Raw genomic sequence first — 24032 nt, forward strand, 5'->3', positions numbered from 1 at the left:
TCTCCTAAAGAGGTGTATTTAAAATATGTTGAATGGCTTGGGACCAACCCTCGGGCCCTTCTAAGCTAGTAGTAATTACATTTTTAGTTTTGTGTAATTGAGGTAGAGGGTTGGTGGGTGACTTGATCCTGACTGAAATCGTCGCTGCATCAAGCATATCTGCATCATTTTGCCCATCTCCTAGTGCTATTGAAATAAACGAATGACTTGGATATTGACGCTCGAACTCTCGAACTAACCACTCAAGTGCACTGCCTTTATTGGACTCACCTGAGATATGGATGAAGCGTCCTCCTATCAGAGGTCTAGCCCCTATGTTTCGAAGGCTTTCGATAAAGTCATGTTTTTGCTGTTCATTGCCAAGCCATAAAACAGGTTCGCCATACTGACGGTTAGCCGCGCGCTGTGCTTCTGGCTCAGATAGGCCTGTGTTGGCCATGATTTGTGCAATGCTCATCTGGGAAAAGTGCGTAAATTGTCCTTCGAAGTCAGCTTTGACACTGTTTAGCAAACTTAACCAATGACTCTTGCGTGAGGTGAATTGCTTAACCCAATGATTATTTAGCCATTGAGTATCGGATGGTTTCTTAGCAAAAAAGCCATGGGGAATATGAATGGCCGCGCCATTTTCTACTATGAAAGGGCCGGTTAGACCTATGTTCTGCCGTAAATCGATAAGCTCATCAAAGGTTTTGCTGGTATTGGGGATCACCGGTATATTTAAATCATGGAGATGGGCAAGGGTTTTGACTGCGGGTTCAAAGCTGTAGGAATTATGGTCTAGAAGAGTTCCATCCATGTCGGTAAAAACGATGTACTGCTTTTTCATGACTTAGTGATTACCTTATTGATTTGGCGGTTATTATCTAATCTAAACGTTAGATCACAATGTTGTGCTAATGTGCTTAGAGCGTGTTCAGTCAAACGTTGGTAATGGGCAATAAATCGCTCTATTTGCACATCATCCATCAAACCCTTTAAGGCTTGGTTATCGCTACATTGGGGTAGCAGTGCCTGCTTGAGTCGGTGCTCTTGTTCTATTCGCCAGCCTAAAACATTCTGAAACGACGGGGCTTTGAGCATCACCCACATATCCATATAGGCATACAATGGTCGATATTCTTGTTTCAATTGACGGTTAACGAATGAGCGCCAAACGCCCATAGGATCATCGTTTTCTTCTAATTTATTGATCGGCAAGCGCAGAGCATCAATACTTTGAGGCTCTATACCCCAACACCATCCTTCCATGAGTGCAATGTCCACAGGTCGTTCAACCTTAGGCCACAAATCAAATGGAACTGGATTGTCAGTTGCTTTATTAAACTGGGGCAGGGTGTAGTCAAAAGCTTGTTCGACAATTTTATCAAACAGGCGTTTGATTAATACGGTGTTGTGGGTCCCAGGTACACCGCGCGTGGCTAATAGGGGATGAATTTTTATCGACAAGGCCAGTCTTTCGCTGCTGGAATAGTAAAAGTCGTCTAATGAGATAGAGATAACATTGAGCTCGGTTCGCGTCGATAAATAGAATTTGATAAAAGCACTAAGTGTGGATTTACCTGAGCCCTGGCAACCATTTATACCCACAAAAATGGGTCTTTTTGCACCGCGATGGTGCGTTGCTATATTTTCTATCAGGGGTATGAACCATTTTGACGCAGTCATCTCAAAAGACGCTGGCAATGCGTGTAACTTACAGAAATCACTTATTAGCTGTCTATCGCCAGTTTTATATTGCAATGACTCTATCCTTATCTGTCAATAATGAATTAAACAGTGAGTAGCGGTACTGGTTCAGTTACAACATTTATGCCAATAGATAAAAAATAGTCCTGTTGCGCCATTTTAGATAGGCCACTAAGGTAAGATTTAAAAAAGATAAGTTTGAGCAAAGGGTTGCCTTTCTTCCGTGATATGAGGTTAAATGCTTTTGAAACTATTTAAGATTAAGTGTGACTAAATTGAGTAGGAGTATTATCAAATAATTAATTTAAAAATATGACTCCGAGCCTTACCTGCTAAGTTCTCATATTAGGGAATATGTATGTCTGGCCGCGATGGATATCACATCGCCAGGGTAAATGTAGAAATGTGTTTGCCTCCCGTTACCTGTTCGGCAATTCGGTCGAAGATGGCTTTGGAAAGGTGTTAATTGTGTTAGAAGATAAATTTGGCAGACGCTTCCATTATTTGCGCCTGTCCATTACCGATGTATGTAATTTTAAGTGCGACTATTGTCTCCCTGATGGTTATCAATGCGAGTCGGAGCGTGATTTTCTGTCGGTGAGTGAAATTAAGCGCATAGTAAATGGTTTTGCTGCTTTAGGGACGAGTAAAATCCGCATCACAGGAGGAGAGCCATCTCTACGCAAAGACCTGCCTGAGATCATTCGCCTATGTGCTGACACGCAAGGGATTGCAAAAGTTGCCATCACCACCAATGGTTTCAAGTTAGACCAGCATATTAGTACTTGGGTAGACGCAGGATTAACCGCACTTAATGTGAGTATCGATAGCTTTGATCCCAGAATGTTTGAGCGAATTACAGGCCACGATAAATTGGACGTTATTTTGTCCGGCATTGAACAAGCGGTTTCCCTTGGTATAGAGGTTAAAGTCAACGCGGTTTTGATGCGCCAGTATAACGCCAATGATTTATCTCAATTTTTGCAGTGGGTCAAAGATAAACCTGTTACCTTTCGTTTGATTGAGCTGATGCAAACAGGAGATAACCTTTCGTTCTTTAATCAGAACCATGTAGCTGGGGAGCCGATTAAGCAGCAATTGCTTGCTCAAGGCTGGACCCAAGTAGTAAAAGATAAAGCCGCAGGTCCTGCACAAGAATTCTTTCATCCGGACTTTGTTGGAAAGATAGGCTTGATAATGCCCTATGGCAAAGATTTTTGTGCTAGTTGCAATAGATTGCGAATAAGTGCCTTAGGTAAATTACATCTTTGCTTGTTTGCCGATCAAGGTCTTGATATTCGACCATTTCTGGACGCTAGCAGCAGTGAGTCATTGGTGGCAGCATTAACATCAATGCTAACCAATAAGGAAGCGACCCATTGGTTAGACAAAGGTTATACCGGAGGCACTAAACATTTGGCCATGCTTGGAGGCTGATGGTGAAGCATGCAATCACTAGCGTGAACCAATCACATATGACTCCCCCTCTAGCCAATGTATTAGGGCTAGTAATGGCAGGAGGCCAATCTAGCAGAATGGGGCAGGATAAAGCGGCCTTATCGAAAGATGGACTGACCTTGCTAGAACGAGCGAAACTAGTACTGAAACGGGCAAATGTTAGTGAAATAATAGTCAGCGCTAATGACATAGACGGCGCTTGCAAGGATATAGTGCCAAACAAAGGCCCCTTGGGAGCAATATGGTCGGTGTTGAATCATCAAATAATTACTAATCAATCTGTTATGCTCATCGTTCCCGTAGACATGCCATTGTTATCGCCGGAAAGTTTAGAATATCTTTATAACAAAAGCCTTGCGTGCCAAAACACCTGCTATTTTGAAGCCTCTTTTTTACCCCTGTGTCTTGTTATTAATGATGCTTTGTATTCTAAGCTAGAGCAGTCTATACAAAGTGAAGACCGTTCGCTGCGCGCTCTACTGCATGCATTGGGCGCTGATAAGTTAGTAATGCCGACGTGGCTGGCAAAGGGGGATGAGTTTTTTAATCTAAATACACCGGAGCAGTGGCAACGGTTTAGCCTCGAAATGCAAAACAATCCTGAAAAGAGGAATTAACATGCCTGCAAATGTAGAATTTCAGCCGCTAAATATTGCGGTGCTTACCGTATCAGACAGCCGTGATGAAGAGTCAGATACCTCGGGTCGTTTCTTAGTCACTGCAGCCCAAAGATCAGGCCATAACCTAGTTGAAAAGCGTATCGTGAAAGACGACAAATATGCTTTAAGGGCTGTGGTTTCAGGGTGGATAGACAGCCCCAATGTGCAAGTTGTGTTGTGCACTGGTGGTACAGGATTTACTCAGCGAGATATGACCCCAGAAGCATTGTCTGTGTTATTTGATAAAAATATAGAAGGCTTTGGTGAGTTATTCAGGGCAATTTCATATCAAGAAATTGGCACCTCTGCAGTTCAATCTCGTGCGCTAGCGGGTATGGCCAATAAAACCGCTATCTTTTGTTTACCTGGTTCAACAGGTGCATGTAAAACCGCCTGGACTGGGATTTTACAACAACAGTTAGATAGTACCCATAAGCCCTGTAATTTTGTGATGCATTTGAAAAGCAGTGGTACAGATTTTTGTCAAAGTAGGGGATAACAATGGCCGATGATAAAAAACTGAGTCATATCGATGAGCAAGGGCAAGCTAACATGGTTGATGTGACTGAAAAAGTGGTCAGTCAGCGACAAGCAGTGGCGGTGGGATTTGTAAAAATGCAAGCCCATACTTTAGACATGATCACCACTGGGCGTCATGCCAAGGGCGATGTCTTTGCCGTAGCCCGCATAGCCGGTATACAAGGGGCTAAGAGATGCTCTGAGCTTATCCCTTTATGTCATCCACTAATGTTAACCAAGGTAAACGTTGAATTTAGCCCGGATCCCGAACACAACAAAGTACATATCAAAAGCCTATGTAAACTGGCTGGGCAAACCGGTGTTGAAATGGAAGCACTGACCGCAGTTTCGGTGGCGGCTCTGACCCTTTTTGATATGTGCAAAGCCGTAGATCCGAGTATGCAGATCGGGGGAATTAAGGTGTCTGAAAAGTTAGGTGGTAAAACAGGCCACTGGTTAGCCGAGCACGATATGGAAGGTACGGATTAATTATGAAGATATTGTTTTTTGGTCAATTACGAGAAAATCTCAACATGGCTGAACTGGTTATAGATACTTGCCCAGACTCAGTCGCCCAACTGCGTTCACTGTTGGCGCAAAAAAGCCCTGTGTGGCAGCAACTTTTGAATAACCAAAATGTGTTAGTGGCAGTTAATCAAACCTTAACAGATGATAATAAAACCTTATCCGTAGAGGATGAAATCGCATTCTTCCCGCCCGTCACTGGAGGGTAAAGTAATGCTCAAACCTTTTATTAGTGTCCAAACTGACGATTTTGACCAAAGTGTTGAATATAAACGTTTGTGTGTCGACAATGATAGTCAGGGGGCCGTGGTCACCTTTACTGGGTTAGTTAGAGATCACAACCTCGGTCATGCTGTAACAGGGCTATACCTTGAACATTACCCTGCAATGACAGAAAAAGCCTTAGTTGAGATAGCCGAAATGGCGCAAGCACGCTGGTCAATTGGCAGACTATCAATCATCCATCGGGTCGGGGAGTTATCAATTAACCAACAGATTGTGTTTGTTGGTGTGACCTGTGAGCATCGTAAAGCGGCCTTTGAGGCATGTGAATTTATTATGGATTACCTCAAGACCCAAGCACCTTTTTGGAAAAAAGAACACACTAGCGATATCAGTCAAAAGTGGGTCCAAGCACGAGATTCAGACCTATCTGCGCGACAAAAATGGACAAAAACCAATCCTAACGACCCAGACTAACTGATTGCGGTGATAACCGCTCGAAGCGGGGCTGGGTAACCTTCAATAGTCTTGCTATGATCTTCAGGGTCTAGAAAGTCTTCAAGAGAAAGGCTGCCCATCCAGTCTGTTTTTCGTTGTTCGTTCAGCGAAGTCGTAGCTGTATCAACTACTTTTATCTGGGTAAAACCCACTCTAGATAACCACACTTTTAAGGCAGCGGTGCTTGGCAGGAACCATACATTACGCATTTGCGCATAGCGTTCACCAGCCATTAAAGCCGTGCTTTCGTCACCTTCGACAACTAGGGTTTCAAGAACCAATTGACCACCTTTACGTAACTGACTTTTTAATTGATATAGGAAGTCAATTGGACTGCGTCTGTGATATAGCACGCCCATGGAGAAGACAGTGTCAAATGCTTTCAACTCCGGTAGATCTTCGATTCCAATAGGTATCAAATGGATATTAGGGTCAGGATTAAAATGTTTTATTGCTTGAAACTGAGTTAAGAAAAGTTGCGAGGGGTCGATGCCGACTACCATTTCGGCTTGTTCACCTAGCATTCTCCACATATGGTAACCACTGCCACAACCCACATCTAAAATAGTTCGATTCTTTAATGGTTCAATATGGGGAAGCACCCGATCCCATTTCCAATCTGAGCGCCATTCGGTATCTATATTTATTCCGTGTATTTCAAACGGGCCTTTACGCCAAGGTTTAAACTGTTTCAGTAGTCCAATAATTTGTTTCTGGGTGTATTCATTGATGTCCTCTACCTGTCCGAATCTGACACTATTCTTCAGGTCAATATCCGACACTTGGGTAACGGGTAACTTACTCAGTAATTTAATCCATTTAGTGAAGTCACCATGTAATTGCTTTTTTTCCCAAAGGGCCAGTTGTGCTGGCAATACTTCTAGCCAGTGACTGAGTTTTGAACAGGCTATTTGCTGATAGAATTGATTAAACCAAGGAATAGACATTATTATTTCACCGCAACCATAGATGCAAAATTAAAACAACAGAACCACAATAGAAAATCGCTGAAGCCAGCATTATTTATGCGTGCTTTATGATCATCCAAGGAGTCCAACAACATTACATTTTCCAGGGCTGAACGCTTCTGACTGATCTCCAGTTCACTGTAACCATTATTGCGTTTAAACTCATGATGTAAATCAATCAATAAAGAGTCGCCTTTTTGGTTTTCATGGCGCAACTTTTCAGACAGAATCAACACCCCACCTGGACGCAACGCGGCATAAATTTTACCAATAAGCTGGTCTCTCAAATCTGGAGCAATAAATTGCATTGTAAAGTTTAATACCACCACAGAGGCATTGTTCAATTTACAATGAAGAATATCATCGTGTATCACTTCGACCGGAATGTCTGACTTAAAAGCATTCAAATGCAATCTACATTTATCCACCATCGCTGTTGAATTATCTATGGCGATTATATGACAACCACTTTGGTTGATTAATCGACGCATAGTCAAACTTGCAGCCCCTAGTGAGCAACCGAGATCATAGATGTTTGAGTCTTTTTGTGCATAACGCTGTGCGATACGTCCAATATTATCAATAATGGTGTTGTAACCTGGGACAGAGCGCTGGATCATATCAGGGAACACCTCAGCAACCGCTTCATCAAAACTGAAATCTTTGATAGTGGATTTCGGCTGGGAATAGATCGCATCTTTATTTGTCATTGCACAGTCTCACAAGTCATCAAGGGAATAAATTTGGCGCAATTCTACCTGTAGGTCCAGATTCAGGCAAATGAAGCTGAAAAGGTTGCAAAAAAATCGCTAAATTAAAAAAAAGCTTGGCTTTAACCTCTAAGTGTTTAGACTAAAGACGTATAGATAACTAACTGAAGCAAATGGAAATAAGCATGGTTAAAATTCTGATAGCGGATGACCATCCGTTATTTAGAGAGGCACTCAGTGGCGCATTAGAGCCGTTTTTTGAAGGTGCAGAGGTCATTGAGTCAGATAACTTAGAGTCAACTTTGTCAATGCTTGAAATGCATTCTGATATAAACTTGGTGTTACTTGATCTAAATATGCCGGGTTGTGAAAACTATTATGGATTAATTCGGGTTACTGAAGATTTTCCAGAAGTACCTGTGGTGGTTATATCCGCCAGTGATTCTGCCCATACTATTTCGCAAACTATCGGCTTGGGCGCAAAAGCATTTATTTCAAAAGCTTCAGTAGTAGCGACTATCTCTGATGCCATACAAACGGTATTGGATGGTGGGACTTGGGTGCCCTTGGACTTAAAAGACAAGATCGACAGTATTAGCCAAGAACAACGAGATTCCGCCAACAAAGTAGCTTTGCTAACACCGAAACAGTTTCAGGTTCTTAAATTTTTGCAAGCAGGTCAATTGAATAAACAAATAGCCTATGAGTTAGGCGTGACTGAAGCGACTATTAAGGCGCACATAAGTGCTATTTTTAAGAAGCTAGAAGTGAACACCAGAACTCAAGCTGTATTATTGGTTGAGAAACTGCAACATCAGATGTAAACCAGCTATTACTAATGACTTTGGTGAAAAATAAGGCCATAAATGATTGATTATACCTTGCCTGTTATAGATCTTCACAGGCATCTAGATGGCAATATAAGACCAGAAGTAATTTGGTCACTTGCACAGAAGCACCAAATTGATTTACCTGTCAGTTCCTTGTCGGAATTACAACAGCTAACCCAGATACAAGATAAAAGCACAGATCTTATGGCATTCCTTAAAAAGTTGGATGTGGGAGTGTCCATGTTAGTCAATTATGATGCTTGCTTTGATGTTGCCTATGAAAACATCCGAGATGCCCAGCAAGCTAAACTTGATTACGTCGAATTACGCTTTTCCCCTTTTTACATGGCGCGAACCCATAGCTTAGATATGACGCAACTTATTGCTGCAGTGATTGATGGGGTCAGGGCTGGTGAAAAGGATTTTTCAGTCAAGACGAATTTAATTGGTATTTTGAGCCGTACTTATGGTGTGGAGCAATGTATGGCTGAATTAGAGGCTTTGTTATCTCATAAAGATGATTTATGTGGACTAGATTTAGCCGGTGATGAAAAAGGATTTCCAGCGGAGTTATTTGTCGATCACTTTTTGCTGGCTCGGGACGCAGGCTGGAATATTACTGTTCATGCTGGAGAAGCCGATGGGCCGCAAAGCATCTGGAACGCAATATACAAGTTAGGAGCCACTCGGATTGGACATGGTGTCAGTGCCATCCAGGATGAGAAACTGATGACTTACATGGCTGATAATCAAATTGCCATAGAAAGCTGTCTTACTTCTAACTTCCAGACCGGAACCGTGGGAGATTTAAAAAAGCACCCCATATTAACTTTTTTGAAGAAAGGCTTACTCGTTACGCTAAATACCGATGATCCAGCGGTCTCAGGTATCACCTTAGAACACGAGTACAAAGTAGCAAATGAAACACTGGGTATCAGTGCTGAGAACCTGCGCTTAATTCAGCGCAATTCAGTCAAAGCTGCATTTTTGTCAGAAAGTGAAAAACAAACCTTGCTGAACAAAAGTCAACTCCTCTAGCCCCAGAGTTAACTTTTCGTGCCATCTCGATTTTAGAATCCCGTTATGTATAAGGTGTTTGCAAGCACAGGGAAACTTCATTCATCCCTCTGAGCGTAAACACCTACTGGCGATAACCACGGGATTAGGACATACCTTTGTAATCGGCTTCAAGGTCTTCGATTTTACTTTTGCCTTTATTCCAATCTTTCACTTTGTGTAACTTGTAAGCGAAAGCTGTTCCCTCGGAAAGACTTATAGTTTGCTTACTCATACCGCTGACGTCAAAAGATATATCTAAACTGTTACCTAAGGCTTCAACGCCATAGGAACTTGAAGAGCTACCTGAAAAGGCCTCTGCTAATTCTGCCTCTACGACAAACCATACTTCACTGACTATTCTAGCGTCATTACCCTCATCCGCTAGATAGTTTCGCATAATGTCTGCGTCGTTGTTTAATACTCGTTTTAGCGGCCCTTCATCAATCGAGAAACTCATCAATTTCAGTTTGGCTGTCTTGGCTTTGGCAAGGGAAATAAATGGTTTACATTTCTTGAGGACCATATCTGTATAGCCATAATATAAATTGAATCTATTTTGTGCCGTGTTAAGCCCTAAGGGCTCAGCACCTAATTATTATAGTCGCTGTACAAAAAACGTACGAGTGTGTGAGCTTATGTATTGCAAGCTTGTCATTAAAAATACCTTAAAAGGCCACCGCGCCGTTTTAGGTATATAAAAATAAGGGCGGTAGATAATAGGCTAGGTAATGATGGGAGAGGGTTTAAAGTAGCGCTGGTCAGCCAATACTAAAATACTAGCTGACCGAGCGTTTTTTAGCGTCAAACAAAGGACATCACGCGGCTTTAAGCTGCCTTGGTCCGTGATTTTCCTTTAGCCTTGCTGGCAGGTTTTTTCACCATTAAATCTTCTGGCGCGAAGTCATCCACATTTATCACCTGTAAACGACCTACTTCTGCTCGGGTTAATAAATCGGCTTCTTCATTCGTTAGTACGCCCAATTCCAATCCCGTTTTAGCCACTAGATCAAGTTGGGTGAAAGACAGCCTTTCACCTGCCGCTTTACATACTTTGTCATACAAAGGCTCGGCCGCTAATATGTCATCTAGGATTTGTTCGAGACGTCCCATAGCATTCCCTTCATCACGGCCTAAATATTGGCCATTTGCCAAGCGGGTTCTGGCTTCACTAGGAGTCTGCAGCAAAGTAGCTATCTGATGTTCAATCTTGTCATTTGGGCGTGAATAGGACTTGCCAAACGGCATGATGAATAACTTCAATCCGAAACCTAGCCCTTTGTTTGGGAAATTATTCAGCAACTCCTCCATAGCGGTTTCTAATTGAAACATACAGTCTTGCATAGCCCAATGAAGTAATGGTAAGTCTTGTTTCAAGCGACCTTGGTCATCGAACTTTTTGAGTACAGCTGAAGCTAGATACAAATAACTTAAAATATCACCTAAACGTGCAGAAAGACGTTCACGGCGCTTTAATTCACCACCTAACACTCCCATGGCTACATCTGAAAGCAATGCCATATTGGCACTGTAGCGCTTCATAGAGCGGTAATATTGACTGGTTTCATCAGAGAAAGGAGCGTCTGCCGTTATCGAACCGGTATAAGCAAACCAAAAACTACGGAAGAAATTACTGATAGCAAAACCGATATGGCCAAAAATAGCGCTATCAAACTCTTCAAGACCCTGTTGCTCGTCTTTATTGCCAGCTGCATACATTTCCTTTAAAACAAAAGGATGGCAGCGTATTGCACCTTGACCGTAAATCATCATATTACGGGTTAGAATATTCGCACCTTCAACCGTAATTGCAATAGGAGCGCCTTGGTATGCACGACCTAAGTAGTTGTTGGGGCCTAACATGACGCCCTTACCACCATGCACATCCATGGCATCATTAACCACTGTGCGCATTTTTTCGGTTAAATGGTACTTACAGATTGCGGAGATGACAGATGGTTTCTCGCCTAGATCTACCCCTTTGGTGGAAAGGCTAGTGACGGCATCCATAAGATATGCATTACCACCAATGCGACCTAGCATCTGCTCTATCCCTTCCATTTTACCAACAGGCATCTTAAATTGACGGCGAATTCGAGCATAGGCGCCAGTTGCTAAAGCAATGGTTTTTGTGCCGCCTGCTGAGGTTGACGGTAGCGTTATACAACGGCCAACCGACAAACATTCAACCAGCATACGCCAACCTTGACCCGCCATAGCTGCACCACCGATGATGAAATCAATTGGCACAAAGATATCCTTGCCTCTTAAAGGGCCATTTTGAAAGGGCACATTTAACGGGAAGTGACGATTGCCAATTTCTAACCCTTTGAGATCTGCAGGAATAAGCGCACAGGTAATCCCCAGTTCTTTTTCATCCCCTAGCAGTCCTTCTGGATCGAACATTTTAAATGCGAGTCCAACCACCGTTGCTACTGGAGCTAGGGTGATATAACGCTTATCAAAGGTCAACTTCATACCAATGACTTCTTCACCTTCCCACTGGCCTTTACACACAATACCGGTATCGGGAATTGCGCCAGCATCTGAACCAGCTTCTGGACCGGTTAATGCGAAGCATGGAATCTCTTGACCGGCAGCTAAACGGGGCAGGTAATGTTGTTGCTGTTCTTTGGTACCATAGTGCTGTAGTAACTCTCCCGGACCCAATGAATTAGGCACACCAACGGTAGTTGCCAATACAGCATTACAACCAGATAGCTTTTGAAGAACACGAGATTGTGCATATGCAGAGAAGTCCAAACCACCATATTCTTTTTTGATTATCATGGCGAAGAACTTATTATCTTTTAAATATTGCCATGTTTCAGGTGATAAATCAGCGTGATTGTGATGTATATCCCATTCATTCACCATTCGGCATACTACTTCGACAGGCCCATCTAGGAAGGCTTGTTCTTCAGCGGATAATACCGGCTGAGTAATGCCATGTAACTTACTCCAATCTGGATTGCCGCTGAAAATCTCACCGTCCCACCAAACTGTACCTGCATCTATAGCTTCTTGCTCGGTACGGGACATTTCGGGCATTATTTTACGGTAAGTCTTTAAAATAGGCTTGGTCAGATATTCTTTACGAATCGACTCCATATTTAACGGGATAGCTATCGCTAAAAATAGTAGCCAAGTGAAAAAACCAATATAACCAAAGCTAGTCCCAAGAATTAAAGCTAAGGCAACTATAATAGTTGCATTCAATAGCTTCATTCTTAAAAAACTTACCACACCAATTGCACCTATAACGGTGACTAACCACAACAAAATATTCATTTATTTCCCCAAGTTAGAGGTCTGACCACAGCGCTAGAAAATATTATTATCCAAAGCAAAGGTCAAGTGAATTCAACAGCAATTAACGCTTTCTCTAAGCATGGCCGAGAAATCGCTTATTTCAAGCCAAATTGCCAGAACAATGTTGGCTTGAAGATATACGTAGAAAGTGACGAAGGAGTTTTAAAGTATTAATTGGCGCTTTGGAATCGGGCGAGTTGGATATCGCCTTGTTCTTCGCCATCTTTGAATTGTTGTAAGCGGACAAGTTGATAATTAAGAGAAGGCGCAAACCAAGCAAAAGTCTCTCGCTTGCTATTTTCGCGCATTAACTTAACTTTTATTCCTTCTATACTGCCATAGGGCAGCTCCAAAGGTTCTTTGTCCAAAACTAACATATCATAATGGCGTAGTTCTCCTCGGCTATTAATAAGATTGTACTTGAAGGACGTTTTATCATTTGACAGTTGCAGTTGAATATCCAAACGATAGAGTTGGTTATCAAACTCATCATGCCAGGTAAGTTTTTGCTCTTTATTGACTAAAATAGAGTTATCTTGACGATTGAATTCAGCTAATAGATCTTTATCTGAACCAAATCCAGTGCGTTGATAAGTGTATTTAAACGGCGTAATGGTGTCATTTTCAAAACTAAACAAACTAACTTCTTTTCGCATATCAGATAAAAAGAAAAAGGATATTTTTGACTGGTAAGCCAAGCGATACTTTTGCCGACCAAGTGATTCTAGTTTAAGGGTGGCCTCACCCAGTTCTCGACCATATTGATAGGCTTTATATTGCGCCTCAAATTCGGTCAAGCCAGCAGCAGAAGCCACGGAGCAGCAACCCAATACCAAAAGCGCAAATCCATATTTAATTTTACTAATCAGCTGCATAGCCTGATTCGGGAAGTTCGTTTCCATCCAATACTGCCTTATTATTTACCATAACCAACCGTTTACTACAAAACCAGTCTACAACAAGAGGGTAAATATTGCGTTCTTGTTGCTGAACTCTTTCGGCTAACTCAGTTGTCGTATCATCCTCAAACACTGGGACTTTTGACTGTATTATAACTGGGCCACCGTCCAACTCAGGTGTAACAAAATGCACCGAGGCGCCATGCTCTTTATCTCCTGCATCCAATGCTTTTTGATGGGTGTGCAAGCCTTTATACTTCGGCAACAAAGAAGGATGTATATTCAGCATTTTGCCTTCCCAAGTTTTGACGAAGTCTTCGCTTAAAATTCGCATAAATCCAGCTAACACCACTAAGTCGACTTGCAACTCAGTTAACGTTTCCAGCAATGCTTGATCATAATCTTGACGCGTAGAAAAAGCTTTATGATCTATCACTATGCCGGGGACCTTTGCCTGCTGGGCCCGCGTTAGTCCGTAAGCACCATCTACATTTGAAATCACTGCAATTATTTTAGCTACATCTGGCTTATCATTAAAATAATCCAAAATGGCTTGCAAATTGGAACCATTTCCTGAAATGAGCACGGCAACTGAAGTAGGAGAGTTAATCACTTATATTATCTCTACCTGCTCATCCTGAGGGGATTGCGCTTCAATTGAACCCAGTTTCCATGCTGTTTCGCCTAAGCTATTTAAGATATCAATAGCATTTTGCACATCAGAATCTGGCAATACTATTATCAGACCCACACCGCAATTAAAAGTTCGGAACATTTCATGTTCAGTGATATTTCCTTGCTGTTGTAACCAGTCAAAAATAGCCGGACGAGTCCAGCTATTGCCTTGCACAACCGCTTTTACACCTTCGGGTAAAACACGGGGGATATTTTCCCAAAAACCACCACCGGTAATATGTGAAATGGCGTGAACCTTAGTTGTTTCTAAAAGTTTAAGTATGGATTTTACATATATCCGGGTTGGCTCAAGAAGATGATCAGCAAGGGTTGTACCCTCAAATGCTTGATCTGTTTGAGCGCCACTAACCTCAAGTACCTTGCGGATCAATGAATAACCATTCGAATGAGGTCCAGAAGAGGCAAGGGCAATGATCCCGTCGCCTGCTTTTACATGGCTGCCATCAATGACATCGTCTGCCTCGACAACGCCCACACAAAAACCTGCGACATCATAATCGTTGCCGTGATACATCCCTGGCATCTCAGCGGTTTCACCACCTATTAATGCACATCCTGACATTTCACAGCCAGCACCAATTCCACTTACCACTTCAGTAGCAGTATCAACGTCAAGTTTTCCAGTGGCATAGTAGTCCAGGAAAAATAACGGCTCTGCGCCTTGAACGATTAAATCATTGACGCACATTGCGACCAAATCAATGCCAATCCCAAAGTGTTTTTTCAGATCCATGGCCAAGCGAAGTTTGGTTCCCACGCCATCGGTACCCGAAACTAATAAGGGGGTTTTATACTTCTGTGGGATGGAACAAAGTGCACCAAATCCACCTAACCCACCTTTAACTTCTGGACGATGAGTTTTTTTGGTTACAGATTTGATTCTTTCTACTAGTTGGTTTCCAGCATCAATATCAACGCCTGCGTCTTTGTAACTAAGGGATGGATTTGTATCGCTCACGGTATGCCTCGGTGCAAAAATTTTGCGGATTTTATCAGTTAGACAAAAGAAAAGGTACTGTAAATCAAATCAATCTGGATAAGTTGTAATAAATAATCTCAGTATTAAGACTAATTTAACCACCTTGACACCAGAAAATGGTAATCTTTAGCCATCAATTCGTAATCAGTTGATGAAATTTGTAACTAAATCAATAACAATATCGTTTTGCGGAACTAAGGTTAGTATAGCTGAAATGCGAATTTTGATTTTTCTGTGTCTTTTATGTGTCTCCCTTACATGGGCAATTCCTGCCGAAGGGGGCGTAATTGATGATTTGTTTCACGCTTCTGTTGAAATCGATGACCAATCCACAGTACAGCAGCAAAAAGCGGTAAAACAAGCATTTTCTCAAGTATTAGTGAAGGTCAGTGGTAATCGCTCCTTGCTTGCCGATGAAAAAATTAAGAAACAGATAACCCGTGCCAAAGATTTTCTATTGTCTTATCGTTTTTCAATAGATAAAGATAAAATCACTTATCACGCAGAGTTTGATGTTCAAAAAGTTGAAAATATAATTCGTACTGTTGGTTTTCCTATTTGGGGTAAACGTCGGCCAGAAACCCTTATCTGGCTTGCCGTGGAACAGCAACAAGGTGGTAAACGTAAGTTAGTTGCCGCTGACTCCTTTCCTGCACTTGTGGAGCAATCGAAGCATATCGCTCAGCAAAGAGGTATAACGGTTAGTTTTCCGGTGTTAGATCTAATTGATATCCAAAAGATTAGTGTTTACGACGTGTGGTCTAGTTATACCCAAAGTCTGCTTGTCGCCAGTGAGCGTTACGGCGCTGAATATATGGTGGCTGCACGGTTATTTTATAGAAGTGAGTCAGCGCACCCAACTAGCAGCAAAGCAGAACAAGCAGATACAAACCCAGACGTTGCTAATGTATGGGTGTTAGAATGGACAATGAGTCGTAAAGATGACTTTTCATCCGGTGAGGTTATAGGCTTGACCCAAGCTGTAGCCATTGAAAATCTAATCGAAACCCTTGCTGATAGACTAGCTGACAAGTATTCAATCAGCGCTGTCTCTGATGGTGTCAATGGAAATAGTACCGAATTGAAGATTAGCCAAGTTGACAGCCTTTCGGCCTATACTGAAGTATTAAGCTTTTTATCTAGTCTGTCTGTTGTAACCAGTGCAGAACTAATTGAAATTCAAGGTGATGTTGCTACTTTCAAGCTGAAATTGTTTGGCAATATGGATAACCTAAAAGAAGCTTTACTATTGGAAGACCGGATCGAAACACCTCAGGATAATTCGACTCAGCAGATTAACGAAAAGCCTTATCGTTGGAAACGCTAATGCCTCGCCAAATTGTACTTGATGTAAATTTACCTGATGAACAAACATTCGACACATTTATTGTCGGTGATAACGATTTGTTGGTAGAGCAATGTAGGCAACTGGTGTCGCCCAGTGAAAATGACGGCACACCGTTTCTAACCTTCCTTGCGGGTGCTGAAGGCGCTGGTAAAAGCCACTTGTTGGTCGCATTATGCCACTTGGCTGCACAGCAGAATATTTCTCACTTTTATTTATCGCTAGAGCCAGACATGCCGTTTCCGGCGCAAATTTTAGATGATTTAGAAAAAATTCAGTTAGTCTGTATCGATAACATTCAGCACTTGTCACATCAGCTTGACTGGCAAGAGGCCTTGTTTGACTTAATTAATCGTAGTCAGGAGACACAGGGTTGTAAATTAGTGATTAGTGCTAATCAAGGCCCCAAGAATTTAGAGTTCCAATTGGCCGATTTAATCTCAAGGCTAACTTGGGGCATTAGCTTCACAATACAGCCACTGGATGATGACCTGATTGAAAAGGCCCTAGTATTGAAAGCCAAAAGCCGTGGGATCATTATTGCTCCGGAATCTATTCGCTATTTAATTAGTCATACCCGACGGGATCTGCATAGCTTGACCCAAACTTTAGAAACATTAGAGTTAAAAAGTTTGCAAGAAAAACGGAAGCTTAGTATTCCGTTTATCAAGCAAGCATTAGATATTTAAACCACGGGAATCGTTCTGGCCGGTTTAATAATTTTCACTTGTTTTCAAAAAAAGATTTTTCTTCCGCCATCTCTGTTTTTAACTTTTTGATACCTAAACCCAATTCCTTCCCGCGCATGCGAGCATAGACACTACATCCAATAAACATGCCGCTGCTAAGTAGAAGTTCAATGGCAGCATATATACGTTCATTTTCCACCGCATAGATGCTGGTCAAGGCGTGAATAAGATAGAACATCACCACAAAATTGGCCCAAGCGTGAGTATAAGGTTTACCAGCGATCATACCTCTAAGGGGGAACAAGAGTGGGATAGTCCAAACTAATGCCAGTAAAATCTCAAATTGAAACGTCCGTCCTACAGGCAGTGCTAGCAATAAATGCCACACAGGAACCCATACCAAAAGTAACAGGTAGCTAGTCAGGGCTAATTTTCGATAAAAAGGGGTCTTCAATTGCATTTGTTATCCTAATTTCTTTGCAAGGTCTGCTAGGCGTTTTCCCTGAGCAATACATAACGCTATTTCATCTTGGCTTAACGCTGTAGATTGTTTACCAAGGCTAACATGAGATGCGCCATAGGGGGTGCCCCCGGTCTGCGTGGTATGCAGCTGTGGTTCGTTATAAGGTAGTCCAGAGATCACCATGCCATGGTGCAACAAGGGTAACATCATGGAAAGTAGCGTCGATTCTTGCCCACCGTGCATACTACTTGTTGAGGTAAACACACAGGCAGGTTTGCCATTGAGACTACCAGCGACCCAATGATTGACTGTTGAATCCCAAAAGTATTTCATGGCCCCAGCCATGTTGCCAAAGCGTGTTGGGCTGCCAAGTGCCAAGCCACTGCAGTTGGCAAGTTCTTCGTGGGTCACATATGGGTCACCACTTTGCGGAACAGCGGGTTGTTGCTGAGTAAAACCATCACTAATTTTGGCCACGGTACGGATCATCGCCTCCCCACCTTGCATTTCAATACCCTGGGCTATTTTGTGGGCTAGGTGGCGGGTGGACCCGTGTAAGCTGTAATACAATACTAATATAGGTTTCACTATAGGATTTCCAAAACTGATTCCGGCGGACGTCCAATCCGAGCCTTGTTTTCGGTAATAACGATTGGCCTTTCGATTAATTTTGGATGGGAAACCATGGCTTCAATAAAAGCATCTATACTGGTGTCCTCGTGATTAAGCCCTAATTCCGAAAACTCTGCTTCTTTAGTACGCATCATCAAACGAGGATGTTGGATCGATAACTTCTCAATTATTTGGGTAATTTGTTGCTTACTTAAAGGATGTTTTAGGTATTCAATTACAACCGGGTCATGGCCATTTTGTTTGAGTAATTCAAGTGTTTGCCGACTTTTGCTACACCGTGGATTATGCAATATTTCTAATTGGGTCATAATAGCTCAACTTTTATTTGTTCGGTTTAGACGGTATTCTAATGATTAATATCTTGGGTACCAAATGTTTATTCTTTTAACTTAGAAAGCAAATCGATGTATAGGTTTAACTTTTGAAAAAATTCGGATTTATTTTAGTATGTGTAATGGCTGGCGGTTTGGGATTGTATTTATCACCATCATTGCAATATGACTTCAAGACCTTAAACGGCAAGCAGTTTAGATGGCACGAACTTAAGCAACAATACATAATAGTTAATTACTTCGCTGAATGGTGCGCCCCTTGCCTGAAAGAAATTCCCCAACTTAATATATTCAGTCAATATGCTCAGCAACAAGCTGATGTAGTTTTATTTGCGGTCAATTTTGACAATTTAGATGAGAGCAAGCTTAAGCAACTGAAGCAAAAATACAGTATGAAATTTGATATAATTTCAGGCCTTCCCAATAACCCTCCTTTCAACAGACCCAGGGCCTTGCCTGCTACCTTTATCATTTCTCCTCAAGGTGAGTTGATAAAAGAGTTAAACGGCGAAATGACGAATGAGGAATTACAAAATATTATTGAGAAACTTAGAACTCTATAGGTTTCTCATTCTATCTTGAGCGTCTCTCAACTGGTCAATTCTGGCTTTTATCCGTTGTTTTTCAAGCTTTCGGTCAGCTGCAAAATTATAGGCACTGTGCAATTCATCAATTGCTCTTGGATAGGCTGCAACTAAGGCAAAAATTTCTGCTTTGCTTTGATGCATTTCAAGCATTTGGCGACTGGAGCCGTAGGCATCGGTTAGCAGTTGCAAAGCAAGCATGTTATTAGGGTTAATTAATAGGTAATCTTTTAGCAAGCTGGTAGCTCGCGCTATTTCGCCTTTCTTGATCAATAGGTTGGCAAGGTTCAAAGTAACTACTCTGTTGCGAGGAGTGCTTCTGGCTTGCTGTTCCAGCATGGCAATAGCAGGGTCAAAATCTTTTAGCTCAATAGCAATATCGGTCGCAGTATCGACGTAAAATAAATTGTCTGGTTCTTGCGCACGCAGTTGATCAATCAGTACTTTGGCTTCGTCATATTGTTCATTGGCTAAATAGGAAAGGGCAAGTCCGTATTGAGCACTTTGTTTGTACACGTACTGATGTTTGTCCAACGCACTGGAAAAATAATGAATATTATCTTTAGGATTCCCATAATATCTCGCTAGGATACGCGCTTTTGCTAAGTGAAAGCTGAGCCTTTCTGGGACCTGTCGAACTTCAAAGGATGCGGCACGACTTCTAGCATCCGCAATCCGTGATTGAGGGAGGGGGTGGGTCATTAAATAAGCAAAAGGGGTAGAGCGAAGACGGTATTTTTCAGCTAATTTACCAAAAAAAGAGGCGGTTGCATTGGGATCATAGCCACTTTCGGCTAAAACCTGTATACCTATTCGATCTGCCTCTTGTTCATTACTGCGAGTATAATTAATTGACGATTGTTGGGCCGCTGCATTTGTCGCACTAACGGCGGCTATACCTGCTTCTGGATTGGCAAGAGCAAGTAATAATCCACCAAATACAGAGGCGATTTGCAAAGGGGATGATTTTTGTTGAGCTTGAATCTTGCGTGCGATATGACGTTGGGTCACGTGGGCGATTTCGTGAGCTAACACCGATGCTAGTTCACTTTCATTATCGGCATAAAAGATTAAGCCTGTGTGTACGCCGACGTGCCCGCCAAAGAATGCAAATGCGTTAATATCCGGGTTGTTTAATAAAAAGAATTCAAATGGAAATTTCACATTATCTGACTGGACCACTAATCGATTACCCAAATCCTGCAAATATTCATCCAACAGAGGGTCATTGACTAGGGGGGCTTGGCCACGTAACTGACGCATCAAGATATCGCCGATTAGCACTTCTTTATCTAAACTAATCGCTTCTGAAGCCACCACACCTATTTCAGGGAGGGCGTTACGCTTATTGCTATCATTAACTTGTGCCGACGTCATGCCGCTTGCTAGTGCCCAGCAAGCCGACAAAAAAACCATTAACGCGGTCCGTGTTAGTGTATTTTTCAAACTTATACTACTCAAAAATTTTCAATCTTCATTAATGTAAGGGCAATCTGCTTCATTTGAAACAGTAAGTGGCTATTAAGTTCATTTTTTTAACCAAGTTATTATTTAAATCAGTTATTTCAGGGAACTATTGCGCTCCTAGTGATTGTGAGTTAAATAGTTAGTCGTTAAAGCTTAGATTGGTGTAAATTAGCCTTATGTTGCTATTAGTTTCAGTTAAGACCTAATCAAAATCACCTTCTATTTCTACCACTTAATATATACTCAGGAGAACAAATGTTAGAGCTTTTTGACCGATGGTATAAACGTAAATTTTCGGATCCAGATTCGTTAATGTTATTAATGCTATTAGTTTGTGTGTCTTTAGTATTTGCTTTCTGGGGTGGGATTTTAATGCCCGCCATAGTCGCAGCTGTTATTGCTTATTTACTCGACTGGCCCGTTGTTCAACTAATTAGAACGGGAATCTCAAGGATTTATGCCACCGCCTTGGTTCTGTCTTTATTTATGGCAATATCGGTTTTAACCTTTGTGGTGTTGGTACCGATTATTACTCAACAGAGTGTCAATTTGATCAAAGAGACGCCGCAGATTTGGCAAGAAGGTCAACAATGGCTACTTACCTTACCTGATTTATATCCAAATTATGTGCAAGTTGGCCATATTCAAAATATGTTGCACGGTTTAAATGAAAAAGTCGTGCAGGTTGGAGAGCAAATAATATCAGCATCATTCAGTTCATTGGCTGATATCGGTGCCTTGTTAATTTATCTTATTCTGGTGCCTTTGATGGTGTTTTTCATGCTTAAGGATAAACCGCTATTGTTAGACAATATTTCCAAATTGCTTCCCAATGAACGCAGATTAATCAAGCAGGTCGGCTCTGAGATGAACTCTCAAATTGCCAATTACATCCGTGGAAAGGTGATCGAGATTGTCATCGTCGGTAGCGTATCCTCTATTACCTTTGCCTTTATGGACCTCCGTTATGCGGTGTTATTAGGGGTGCTGGTAGGTTTTTCGGTATTGATACCCTATATAGGTGCAGCTGTAGTGACTATACCTGTGGCTATCGTTGCGTTATTCCAATGGGGGATCAGCCCGGATTTTTGGTATCTAATGTTTTTCTACGGAATAATTCAAGCTTTGGACGGTAACGTGCTAGTCCCAATACTTTTTTCAGAAGCGGTTAGTCTGCACCCGATTTATATTATTATTGCGGTGTTATTTTTTGGTGGGCTGTGGGGTTTCTGGGGCGTGTTTTTCGCTATCCCTCTTGCAACCCTTGTCAAAGCCGTAATTACTGCCTGGTCACCGACTGAAAATCAGTTGCCAACGGTTTAAATAACAAAGGGAGCTGCAGCCCCCTTTGTTCAAAAACAACGACTAATTGAGTTAACTTTGCGCTAAATAGTCCAATATCACTTGATGATGATCTTTGGTTTTAAATTTATCAAAAACATGTTCCACAATACCTTTTTCATCAATCAAAAAGGTAATTCGATGTATGCCATCGTATTCTTTGCCCATGAATTTTTTCAGGCCCCAGACACCAAATTGGTCGGCAACTGCATGATCTTCATCAGATAACAGGGTAAAATTAAGCTCATCCCTTTCGATAAATTTAGGCAGACGCTTAATGGCGTCCGGACTCACTCCTAATACCACTACGTTAGCTTTATCGAGTTCGTCTTTACTATCCCTTAACCCTTGGGCTTGTACTGTACAACCTGGGGTCATCGCCTTGGGATAAAAGTATATAATGACTTTTTTACCAGTGAAATCGGCCAAATTTATTGGTTTACCGTTTTGATCGGGGAGAGTAAATTGCGGTGCTGTATCGCCAGCTTGTAGACGTTGCATATAGATTCCTAATGGTTTTCGCTAATTTTGCCAGTTAGACCCATGTTATCAAGTAGAGCATTAAAATCAGTTTGTAAACTGCTAACATTTGCACCTTGGGGGACACTAGCGACAAATTTAATTTTCATTTTTTCTTTCTGGCTGTCTTGGTCTGTAAAGGTGTTTTGACGCAATGCACTGATAGCGGCGCTGTATTGTGCCAGTAAAGATGAAATTTTATGCACTACTCCAGGTGTATCATCACCGCTCACTTCCACGTCAATTAAGTGTTCTAAGTTCTGCTTACAATGACGCTTGGTACGTTTCATCATCGATAAAAGATCTAAGCGTTGGCAGGTTTGCGGGAGCTTTATTTCTGCCTTAGTCACGGCAGTTTGATTACCTTCCAAAATCATCGTTAAAGAAAAATCTTCTCCGTAAATGGCTTGTCTGCTATCGAGAATATTACAACCCGAATCACTCACTGCATTTGCAATTTCGCTTAAAATCCCGACATTATTAGCACCTAAAAAGGTGACTATGAGTTGTTGTTTCATACACTGCATTTGAAAAATAGATAAGAGAGTTAGCTTATCACATAGTTATTAATTTTTGGAATGATGACTAAATAATAGCCCCTTGGAAATCTATTAACCGCAGATTTTTAATTTCTAAGGGATAGTTTGTGAGTATTGCTTACTATTTCTCAATTTAACCTTTGCTTAGGTGGATTCAAAGCTTGTTTTTAAAGCGCTTGATCATTACCATTAGCGCTTCATTTTTGTGGAGAAAGCATGTTTAAAGGTAGTTTTGTTGCTCTGGTTACCCCCATGGACGAGAAAGGGGACATTGACTATAAAGGATTGCAAAAGTTAGTTGAATTCCATATCCAGAATGGTTCCCATGGATTAGTGTCAGTGGGAACAACAGGGGAGTCAGCTACATTGCCCTTTGACGAACACATTGATGTGGTAAAAAGGACGGTTGAGTTTGCACAAAACAAGATACCCGTTATAGCTGGAAGCGGGGCAAATTCAACCGCCGAAGCAATTTTCCTGACGGAGCAATTGGGTCAGACAGGCATAGCCGGCTTCTTAAGTGTGGTTCCTTATTACAATAAACCACAACAAAAAGGTATGATTGCGCATTTTAATGCCATTGCAGATGCGGCAGATTTGCCTGTGATTTTGTATAATGTGCCGTCTCGTACCGTAGCAGATATGTTACCGGAAACTGTCGCTGAGTTAGCCACCCATAAGAATATAATTGGTATTAAGGATGCGACCGGCAGCATCCAACGCTTAAAAGACACCCAAGCTTTAGTGAGTGAAGATTTCATTATACTCAGTGGTGATGATGCAAGTGCTTATGAGTTCCTAAGTGAAGGCGGGCATGGTGTCATTTCAGTTACCGCTAATATTGTACCAGCCCAAATGGCTGAATTATGCAATTTGGCAGCAGCAGGACAATATACTCAGGCCCGTGAAGTAAACGAACAGATATCAGCACTTCATGAAGCTTTATTCATAGAGCCAAATCCCGTGCTCCCAAAATGGGCTTTATACAAAATGGGGCTAATAGAATCAGCAAATTTACGATTACCGTTGGTCCTTCCGGAACTTGAGAGCAAAAAATATATCGAACAAGTCATGCGCGAAACAGGTGTTTTGTGATTACA

At 41.8% G+C, this 24032-nt stretch carries 28 protein-coding genes and 1 riboswitch; of the genes, 13 read left to right on the forward strand and 15 right to left on the reverse strand.

Annotated features, from left to right (window positions below; translation table 11 throughout):
* Positions 1 to 4 precede the first annotated feature (4 nt).
* Positions 5 to 829 (reverse strand): HAD-IIB family hydrolase, encoded by an 825-nt coding sequence (locus tag QR722_RS08875; protein ID WP_286287274.1) that lies wholly within the window; start codon positions 827 to 829, stop codon positions 5 to 7.
* Positions 826 to 1743, reverse strand: a complete 918-nt coding sequence (locus QR722_RS08880; protein ID WP_286287275.1) for a kinase — start codon at positions 1741 to 1743, stop codon at positions 826 to 828. Before QR722_RS08880 ends, QR722_RS08875 begins: the two co-directional genes overlap by 4 nt.
* Positions 1744 to 1993: 250 nt before the next feature.
* Positions 1994 to 2167: riboswitch (molybdenum cofactor riboswitch) on the forward strand.
* On the opposite strand from QR722_RS08880, the gene moaA reads away from it, so the two are divergent.
* The 6 genes from moaA to moaE all read left to right on the forward strand — a co-directional run bounded on the left by moaA (position 2158) and on the right by moaE (position 5549).
* On the forward strand, positions 2158 to 3126 hold the full coding sequence (moaA, locus tag QR722_RS08885) for a GTP 3',8-cyclase MoaA (RefSeq protein WP_286287276.1): 969 nt from the start codon (positions 2158 to 2160) through the stop codon (positions 3124 to 3126). Its footprint overlaps the riboswitch before it by 10 nt.
* 23 nt (positions 3127 to 3149) lie before the next feature.
* Positions 3150 to 3764: a molybdenum cofactor guanylyltransferase gene (mobA, locus tag QR722_RS08890; RefSeq protein WP_286287278.1), complete on the forward strand. Its 615-nt coding sequence runs from the start codon at positions 3150 to 3152 to the stop codon at positions 3762 to 3764.
* 1 nt (position 3765) lies between these two features.
* Complete coding sequence (moaB, locus tag QR722_RS08895) at positions 3766 to 4305, forward strand: molybdenum cofactor biosynthesis protein B (protein ID WP_286287279.1); 540 nt, start codon at positions 3766 to 3768, stop codon at positions 4303 to 4305.
* Between the two features lie 2 nt (positions 4306 to 4307).
* Positions 4308 to 4814, forward strand: coding sequence for a cyclic pyranopterin monophosphate synthase MoaC (moaC, locus tag QR722_RS08900; RefSeq protein ID WP_286287281.1), 507 nt, complete (start codon positions 4308 to 4310; stop codon positions 4812 to 4814).
* A 2-nt stretch (positions 4815 to 4816) separates the two neighbouring features.
* Positions 4817 to 5059 carry a molybdopterin converting factor subunit 1 gene (moaD, locus tag QR722_RS08905; RefSeq protein WP_286287283.1) on the forward strand — a complete coding sequence of 81 codons (243 nt, stop codon included), beginning with the start codon at positions 4817 to 4819 and terminating at the stop codon, positions 5057 to 5059.
* Between the two features lie 4 nt (positions 5060 to 5063).
* Positions 5064 to 5549 (forward strand): molybdopterin synthase catalytic subunit MoaE, encoded by a 486-nt coding sequence (moaE, locus tag QR722_RS08910; RefSeq protein ID WP_286287285.1) that lies wholly within the window; start codon positions 5064 to 5066, stop codon positions 5547 to 5549.
* Here moaE and cmoB read toward each other — a convergent pair.
* Both cmoB and cmoA read right to left on the reverse strand, forming a co-directional pair.
* On the reverse strand, positions 5546 to 6517 hold the full coding sequence (gene cmoB, locus QR722_RS08915) for a tRNA 5-methoxyuridine(34)/uridine 5-oxyacetic acid(34) synthase CmoB (RefSeq protein WP_286287288.1): 972 nt from the start codon (positions 6515 to 6517) through the stop codon (positions 5546 to 5548). The two genes, moaE and cmoB, sit on opposite strands and share 4 nt — an antisense overlap.
* A 2-nt stretch (positions 6518 to 6519) precedes the next feature.
* Positions 6520 to 7248, reverse strand: a complete 729-nt coding sequence (cmoA, locus tag QR722_RS08920) for a carboxy-S-adenosyl-L-methionine synthase CmoA (protein WP_286287290.1) — start codon at positions 7246 to 7248, stop codon at positions 6520 to 6522.
* A 185-nt stretch (positions 7249 to 7433) separates the two neighbouring features.
* Between cmoA and QR722_RS08925 the strand changes: the two genes are divergently transcribed.
* Positions 7434 to 8072, forward strand: a complete 639-nt coding sequence (locus tag QR722_RS08925) for a response regulator transcription factor (protein ID WP_286287292.1) — start codon at positions 7434 to 7436, stop codon at positions 8070 to 8072.
* Positions 8073 to 8114: 42 nt separating this feature from the next.
* The gene (gene add, locus QR722_RS08930) at positions 8115 to 9116 is read left to right on the forward strand and encodes an adenosine deaminase (protein ID WP_286287295.1); all 1002 of its coding nucleotides are present in this window, start codon (positions 8115 to 8117) and stop codon (positions 9114 to 9116) included.
* Positions 9117 to 9240: 124 nt separating this feature from the next.
* Here the strand turns inward: add and QR722_RS08935 are convergent, their stop codons facing one another.
* The 5 genes from QR722_RS08935 to purM all read right to left on the reverse strand — a co-directional run bounded on the left by QR722_RS08935 (position 9241) and on the right by purM (position 14999).
* On the reverse strand, positions 9241 to 9660 hold the full coding sequence (locus QR722_RS08935) for a hypothetical protein (RefSeq protein ID WP_286287297.1): 420 nt from the start codon (positions 9658 to 9660) through the stop codon (positions 9241 to 9243).
* Between the two features lie 302 nt (positions 9661 to 9962).
* Entirely contained in the window at positions 9963 to 12425 is a 2463-nt protein-coding gene (gene fadE / locus QR722_RS08940) for an acyl-CoA dehydrogenase FadE (protein WP_286287299.1), read from the reverse strand.
* A 191-nt stretch (positions 12426 to 12616) separates the two neighbouring features.
* Positions 12617 to 13348, reverse strand: a complete 732-nt coding sequence (locus QR722_RS08945) for a DUF3108 domain-containing protein (RefSeq protein WP_286287300.1) — start codon at positions 13346 to 13348, stop codon at positions 12617 to 12619.
* Positions 13308 to 13958 carry a phosphoribosylglycinamide formyltransferase gene (gene purN / locus QR722_RS08950; RefSeq protein ID WP_286287302.1) on the reverse strand — a complete coding sequence of 217 codons (651 nt, stop codon included), beginning with the start codon at positions 13956 to 13958 and terminating at the stop codon, positions 13308 to 13310. Before purN ends, QR722_RS08945 begins: the two co-directional genes overlap by 41 nt.
* Positions 13959 to 14999, reverse strand: coding sequence for a phosphoribosylformylglycinamidine cyclo-ligase (gene purM / locus QR722_RS08955; protein WP_286287304.1), 1041 nt, complete (start codon positions 14997 to 14999; stop codon positions 13959 to 13961). It abuts the gene before it with no gap.
* Between the two features lie 235 nt (positions 15000 to 15234).
* Between purM and QR722_RS08960 the strand changes: the two genes are divergently transcribed.
* Both QR722_RS08960 and hda read left to right on the forward strand, forming a co-directional pair.
* A complete protein-coding gene (locus QR722_RS08960) occupies positions 15235 to 16347 on the forward strand; it encodes a DUF2066 domain-containing protein (RefSeq protein WP_286287306.1) in 1113 nt (370 codons plus the stop codon).
* The gene (hda, locus tag QR722_RS08965; protein WP_286287307.1) at positions 16347 to 17054 is read left to right on the forward strand and encodes a DnaA regulatory inactivator Hda; all 708 of its coding nucleotides are present in this window, start codon (positions 16347 to 16349) and stop codon (positions 17052 to 17054) included. The genes QR722_RS08960 and hda overlap by 1 nt, the downstream gene beginning before the upstream one ends.
* Positions 17055 to 17088: 34 nt before the next feature.
* Here the strand turns inward: hda and QR722_RS08970 are convergent, their stop codons facing one another.
* From QR722_RS08970 to arsC, 3 genes are read right to left on the reverse strand one after another with little or no spacing between them, the layout of a single operon-like run.
* Positions 17089 to 17514 (reverse strand): DUF2069 domain-containing protein, encoded by a 426-nt coding sequence (locus QR722_RS08970; RefSeq protein ID WP_286287310.1) that lies wholly within the window; start codon positions 17512 to 17514, stop codon positions 17089 to 17091.
* A gap of 3 nt (positions 17515 to 17517) precedes the next feature.
* Entirely contained in the window at positions 17518 to 18108 is a 591-nt protein-coding gene (gene wrbA, locus QR722_RS08975; RefSeq protein WP_286287631.1) for an NAD(P)H:quinone oxidoreductase, read from the reverse strand.
* Entirely contained in the window at positions 18105 to 18458 is a 354-nt protein-coding gene (arsC, locus tag QR722_RS08980) for an arsenate reductase (glutaredoxin) (RefSeq protein ID WP_286287312.1), read from the reverse strand. The genes wrbA and arsC overlap by 4 nt, the downstream gene beginning before the upstream one ends.
* Positions 18459 to 18571: 113 nt before the next feature.
* Here arsC and QR722_RS08985 point away from each other — a divergent pair, with 113 nt between their 5' ends.
* A complete protein-coding gene (locus QR722_RS08985; RefSeq protein ID WP_286287314.1) occupies positions 18572 to 19045 on the forward strand; it encodes a TlpA family protein disulfide reductase in 474 nt (157 codons plus the stop codon).
* Here QR722_RS08985 and bepA read toward each other — a convergent pair.
* Complete coding sequence (gene bepA / locus QR722_RS08990) at positions 19040 to 20443, reverse strand: beta-barrel assembly-enhancing protease (protein ID WP_286287316.1); 1404 nt, start codon at positions 20441 to 20443, stop codon at positions 19040 to 19042. The genes QR722_RS08985 and bepA overlap by 6 nt on opposite strands.
* Before the next feature lie 345 nt (positions 20444 to 20788).
* Between bepA and QR722_RS08995 the strand changes: the two genes are divergently transcribed.
* On the forward strand, positions 20789 to 21856 hold the full coding sequence (locus tag QR722_RS08995; protein WP_286287319.1) for an AI-2E family transporter: 1068 nt from the start codon (positions 20789 to 20791) through the stop codon (positions 21854 to 21856).
* A 51-nt stretch (positions 21857 to 21907) separates the two neighbouring features.
* On the opposite strand, the gene bcp is transcribed toward QR722_RS08995, so the two are convergent.
* Both bcp and QR722_RS09005 read right to left on the reverse strand, forming a co-directional pair.
* Positions 21908 to 22375: a thioredoxin-dependent thiol peroxidase gene (bcp, locus tag QR722_RS09000; RefSeq protein WP_286287322.1), complete on the reverse strand. Its 468-nt coding sequence runs from the start codon at positions 22373 to 22375 to the stop codon at positions 21908 to 21910.
* A gap of 8 nt (positions 22376 to 22383) precedes the next feature.
* Positions 22384 to 22911 carry a glycine cleavage system transcriptional repressor gene (locus QR722_RS09005; RefSeq protein WP_286287324.1) on the reverse strand — a complete coding sequence of 176 codons (528 nt, stop codon included), beginning with the start codon at positions 22909 to 22911 and terminating at the stop codon, positions 22384 to 22386.
* A 237-nt stretch (positions 22912 to 23148) separates the two neighbouring features.
* Between QR722_RS09005 and dapA the strand changes: the two genes are divergently transcribed.
* Positions 23149 to 24027: a 4-hydroxy-tetrahydrodipicolinate synthase gene (gene dapA / locus QR722_RS09010; RefSeq protein ID WP_286287326.1), complete on the forward strand. Its 879-nt coding sequence runs from the start codon at positions 23149 to 23151 to the stop codon at positions 24025 to 24027.
* Positions 24028 to 24032: the final 5 nt, after the last annotated feature.

It is taken from the genome of Aliiglaciecola sp. LCG003 (genome assembly GCF_030316135.1).
Classification (GTDB): Bacteria; Pseudomonadota; Gammaproteobacteria; order Enterobacterales; family Alteromonadaceae; genus Aliiglaciecola.

What these genes read in the sequence shown, in the direction of transcription:
- QR722_RS08960 (WP_286287306.1), top strand. Translation starts at nt 15,235, where the DNA reads ATGCGAATTTTGATTTTTCTGTGTCTTTTATGTGTCTCCCTTACATGG.
- QR722_RS09005 (WP_286287324.1), bottom strand. Translation starts at nt 22,911, where the DNA reads ATGAAACAACAACTCATAGTCACCTTTTTAGGTGCTAATAATGTCGGG.
- arsC (WP_286287312.1), bottom strand. Translation starts at nt 18,458, where the DNA reads ATGACCCAATTAGAAATATTGCATAATCCACGGTGTAGCAAAAGTCGG.
- QR722_RS08995 (WP_286287319.1), top strand. Translation starts at nt 20,789, where the DNA reads ATGTTAGAGCTTTTTGACCGATGGTATAAACGTAAATTTTCGGATCCA.
- bcp (WP_286287322.1), bottom strand. Translation starts at nt 22,375, where the DNA reads ATGCAACGTCTACAAGCTGGCGATACAGCACCGCAATTTACTCTCCCC.
- hda (WP_286287307.1), top strand. Translation starts at nt 16,347, where the DNA reads ATGCCTCGCCAAATTGTACTTGATGTAAATTTACCTGATGAACAAACA.
- cmoA (WP_286287290.1), bottom strand. Translation starts at nt 7,248, where the DNA reads ATGACAAATAAAGATGCGATCTATTCCCAGCCGAAATCCACTATCAAA.
- moaC (WP_286287281.1), top strand. Translation starts at nt 4,308, where the DNA reads ATGGCCGATGATAAAAAACTGAGTCATATCGATGAGCAAGGGCAAGCT.
- moaE (WP_286287285.1), top strand. Translation starts at nt 5,064, where the DNA reads ATGCTCAAACCTTTTATTAGTGTCCAAACTGACGATTTTGACCAAAGT.
- bepA (WP_286287316.1), bottom strand. Translation starts at nt 20,443, where the DNA reads ATGACGTCGGCACAAGTTAATGATAGCAATAAGCGTAACGCCCTCCCT.
- QR722_RS08925 (WP_286287292.1), top strand. Translation starts at nt 7,434, where the DNA reads ATGGTTAAAATTCTGATAGCGGATGACCATCCGTTATTTAGAGAGGCA.
- fadE (WP_286287299.1), bottom strand. Translation starts at nt 12,425, where the DNA reads ATGAATATTTTGTTGTGGTTAGTCACCGTTATAGGTGCAATTGGTGTG.
- QR722_RS08875 (WP_286287274.1), bottom strand. Translation starts at nt 829, where the DNA reads ATGAAAAAGCAGTACATCGTTTTTACCGACATGGATGGAACTCTTCTA.
- QR722_RS08970 (WP_286287310.1), bottom strand. Translation starts at nt 17,514, where the DNA reads ATGCAATTGAAGACCCCTTTTTATCGAAAATTAGCCCTGACTAGCTAC.
- QR722_RS08945 (WP_286287300.1), bottom strand. Translation starts at nt 13,348, where the DNA reads ATGGAAACGAACTTCCCGAATCAGGCTATGCAGCTGATTAGTAAAATT.
- moaB (WP_286287279.1), top strand. Translation starts at nt 3,766, where the DNA reads ATGCCTGCAAATGTAGAATTTCAGCCGCTAAATATTGCGGTGCTTACC.
- add (WP_286287295.1), top strand. Translation starts at nt 8,115, where the DNA reads ATGATTGATTATACCTTGCCTGTTATAGATCTTCACAGGCATCTAGAT.
- dapA (WP_286287326.1), top strand. Translation starts at nt 23,149, where the DNA reads ATGTTTAAAGGTAGTTTTGTTGCTCTGGTTACCCCCATGGACGAGAAA.
- QR722_RS08935 (WP_286287297.1), bottom strand. Translation starts at nt 9,660, where the DNA reads ATGGTCCTCAAGAAATGTAAACCATTTATTTCCCTTGCCAAAGCCAAG.
- moaD (WP_286287283.1), top strand. Translation starts at nt 4,817, where the DNA reads ATGAAGATATTGTTTTTTGGTCAATTACGAGAAAATCTCAACATGGCT.
- cmoB (WP_286287288.1), bottom strand. Translation starts at nt 6,517, where the DNA reads ATGTCTATTCCTTGGTTTAATCAATTCTATCAGCAAATAGCCTGTTCA.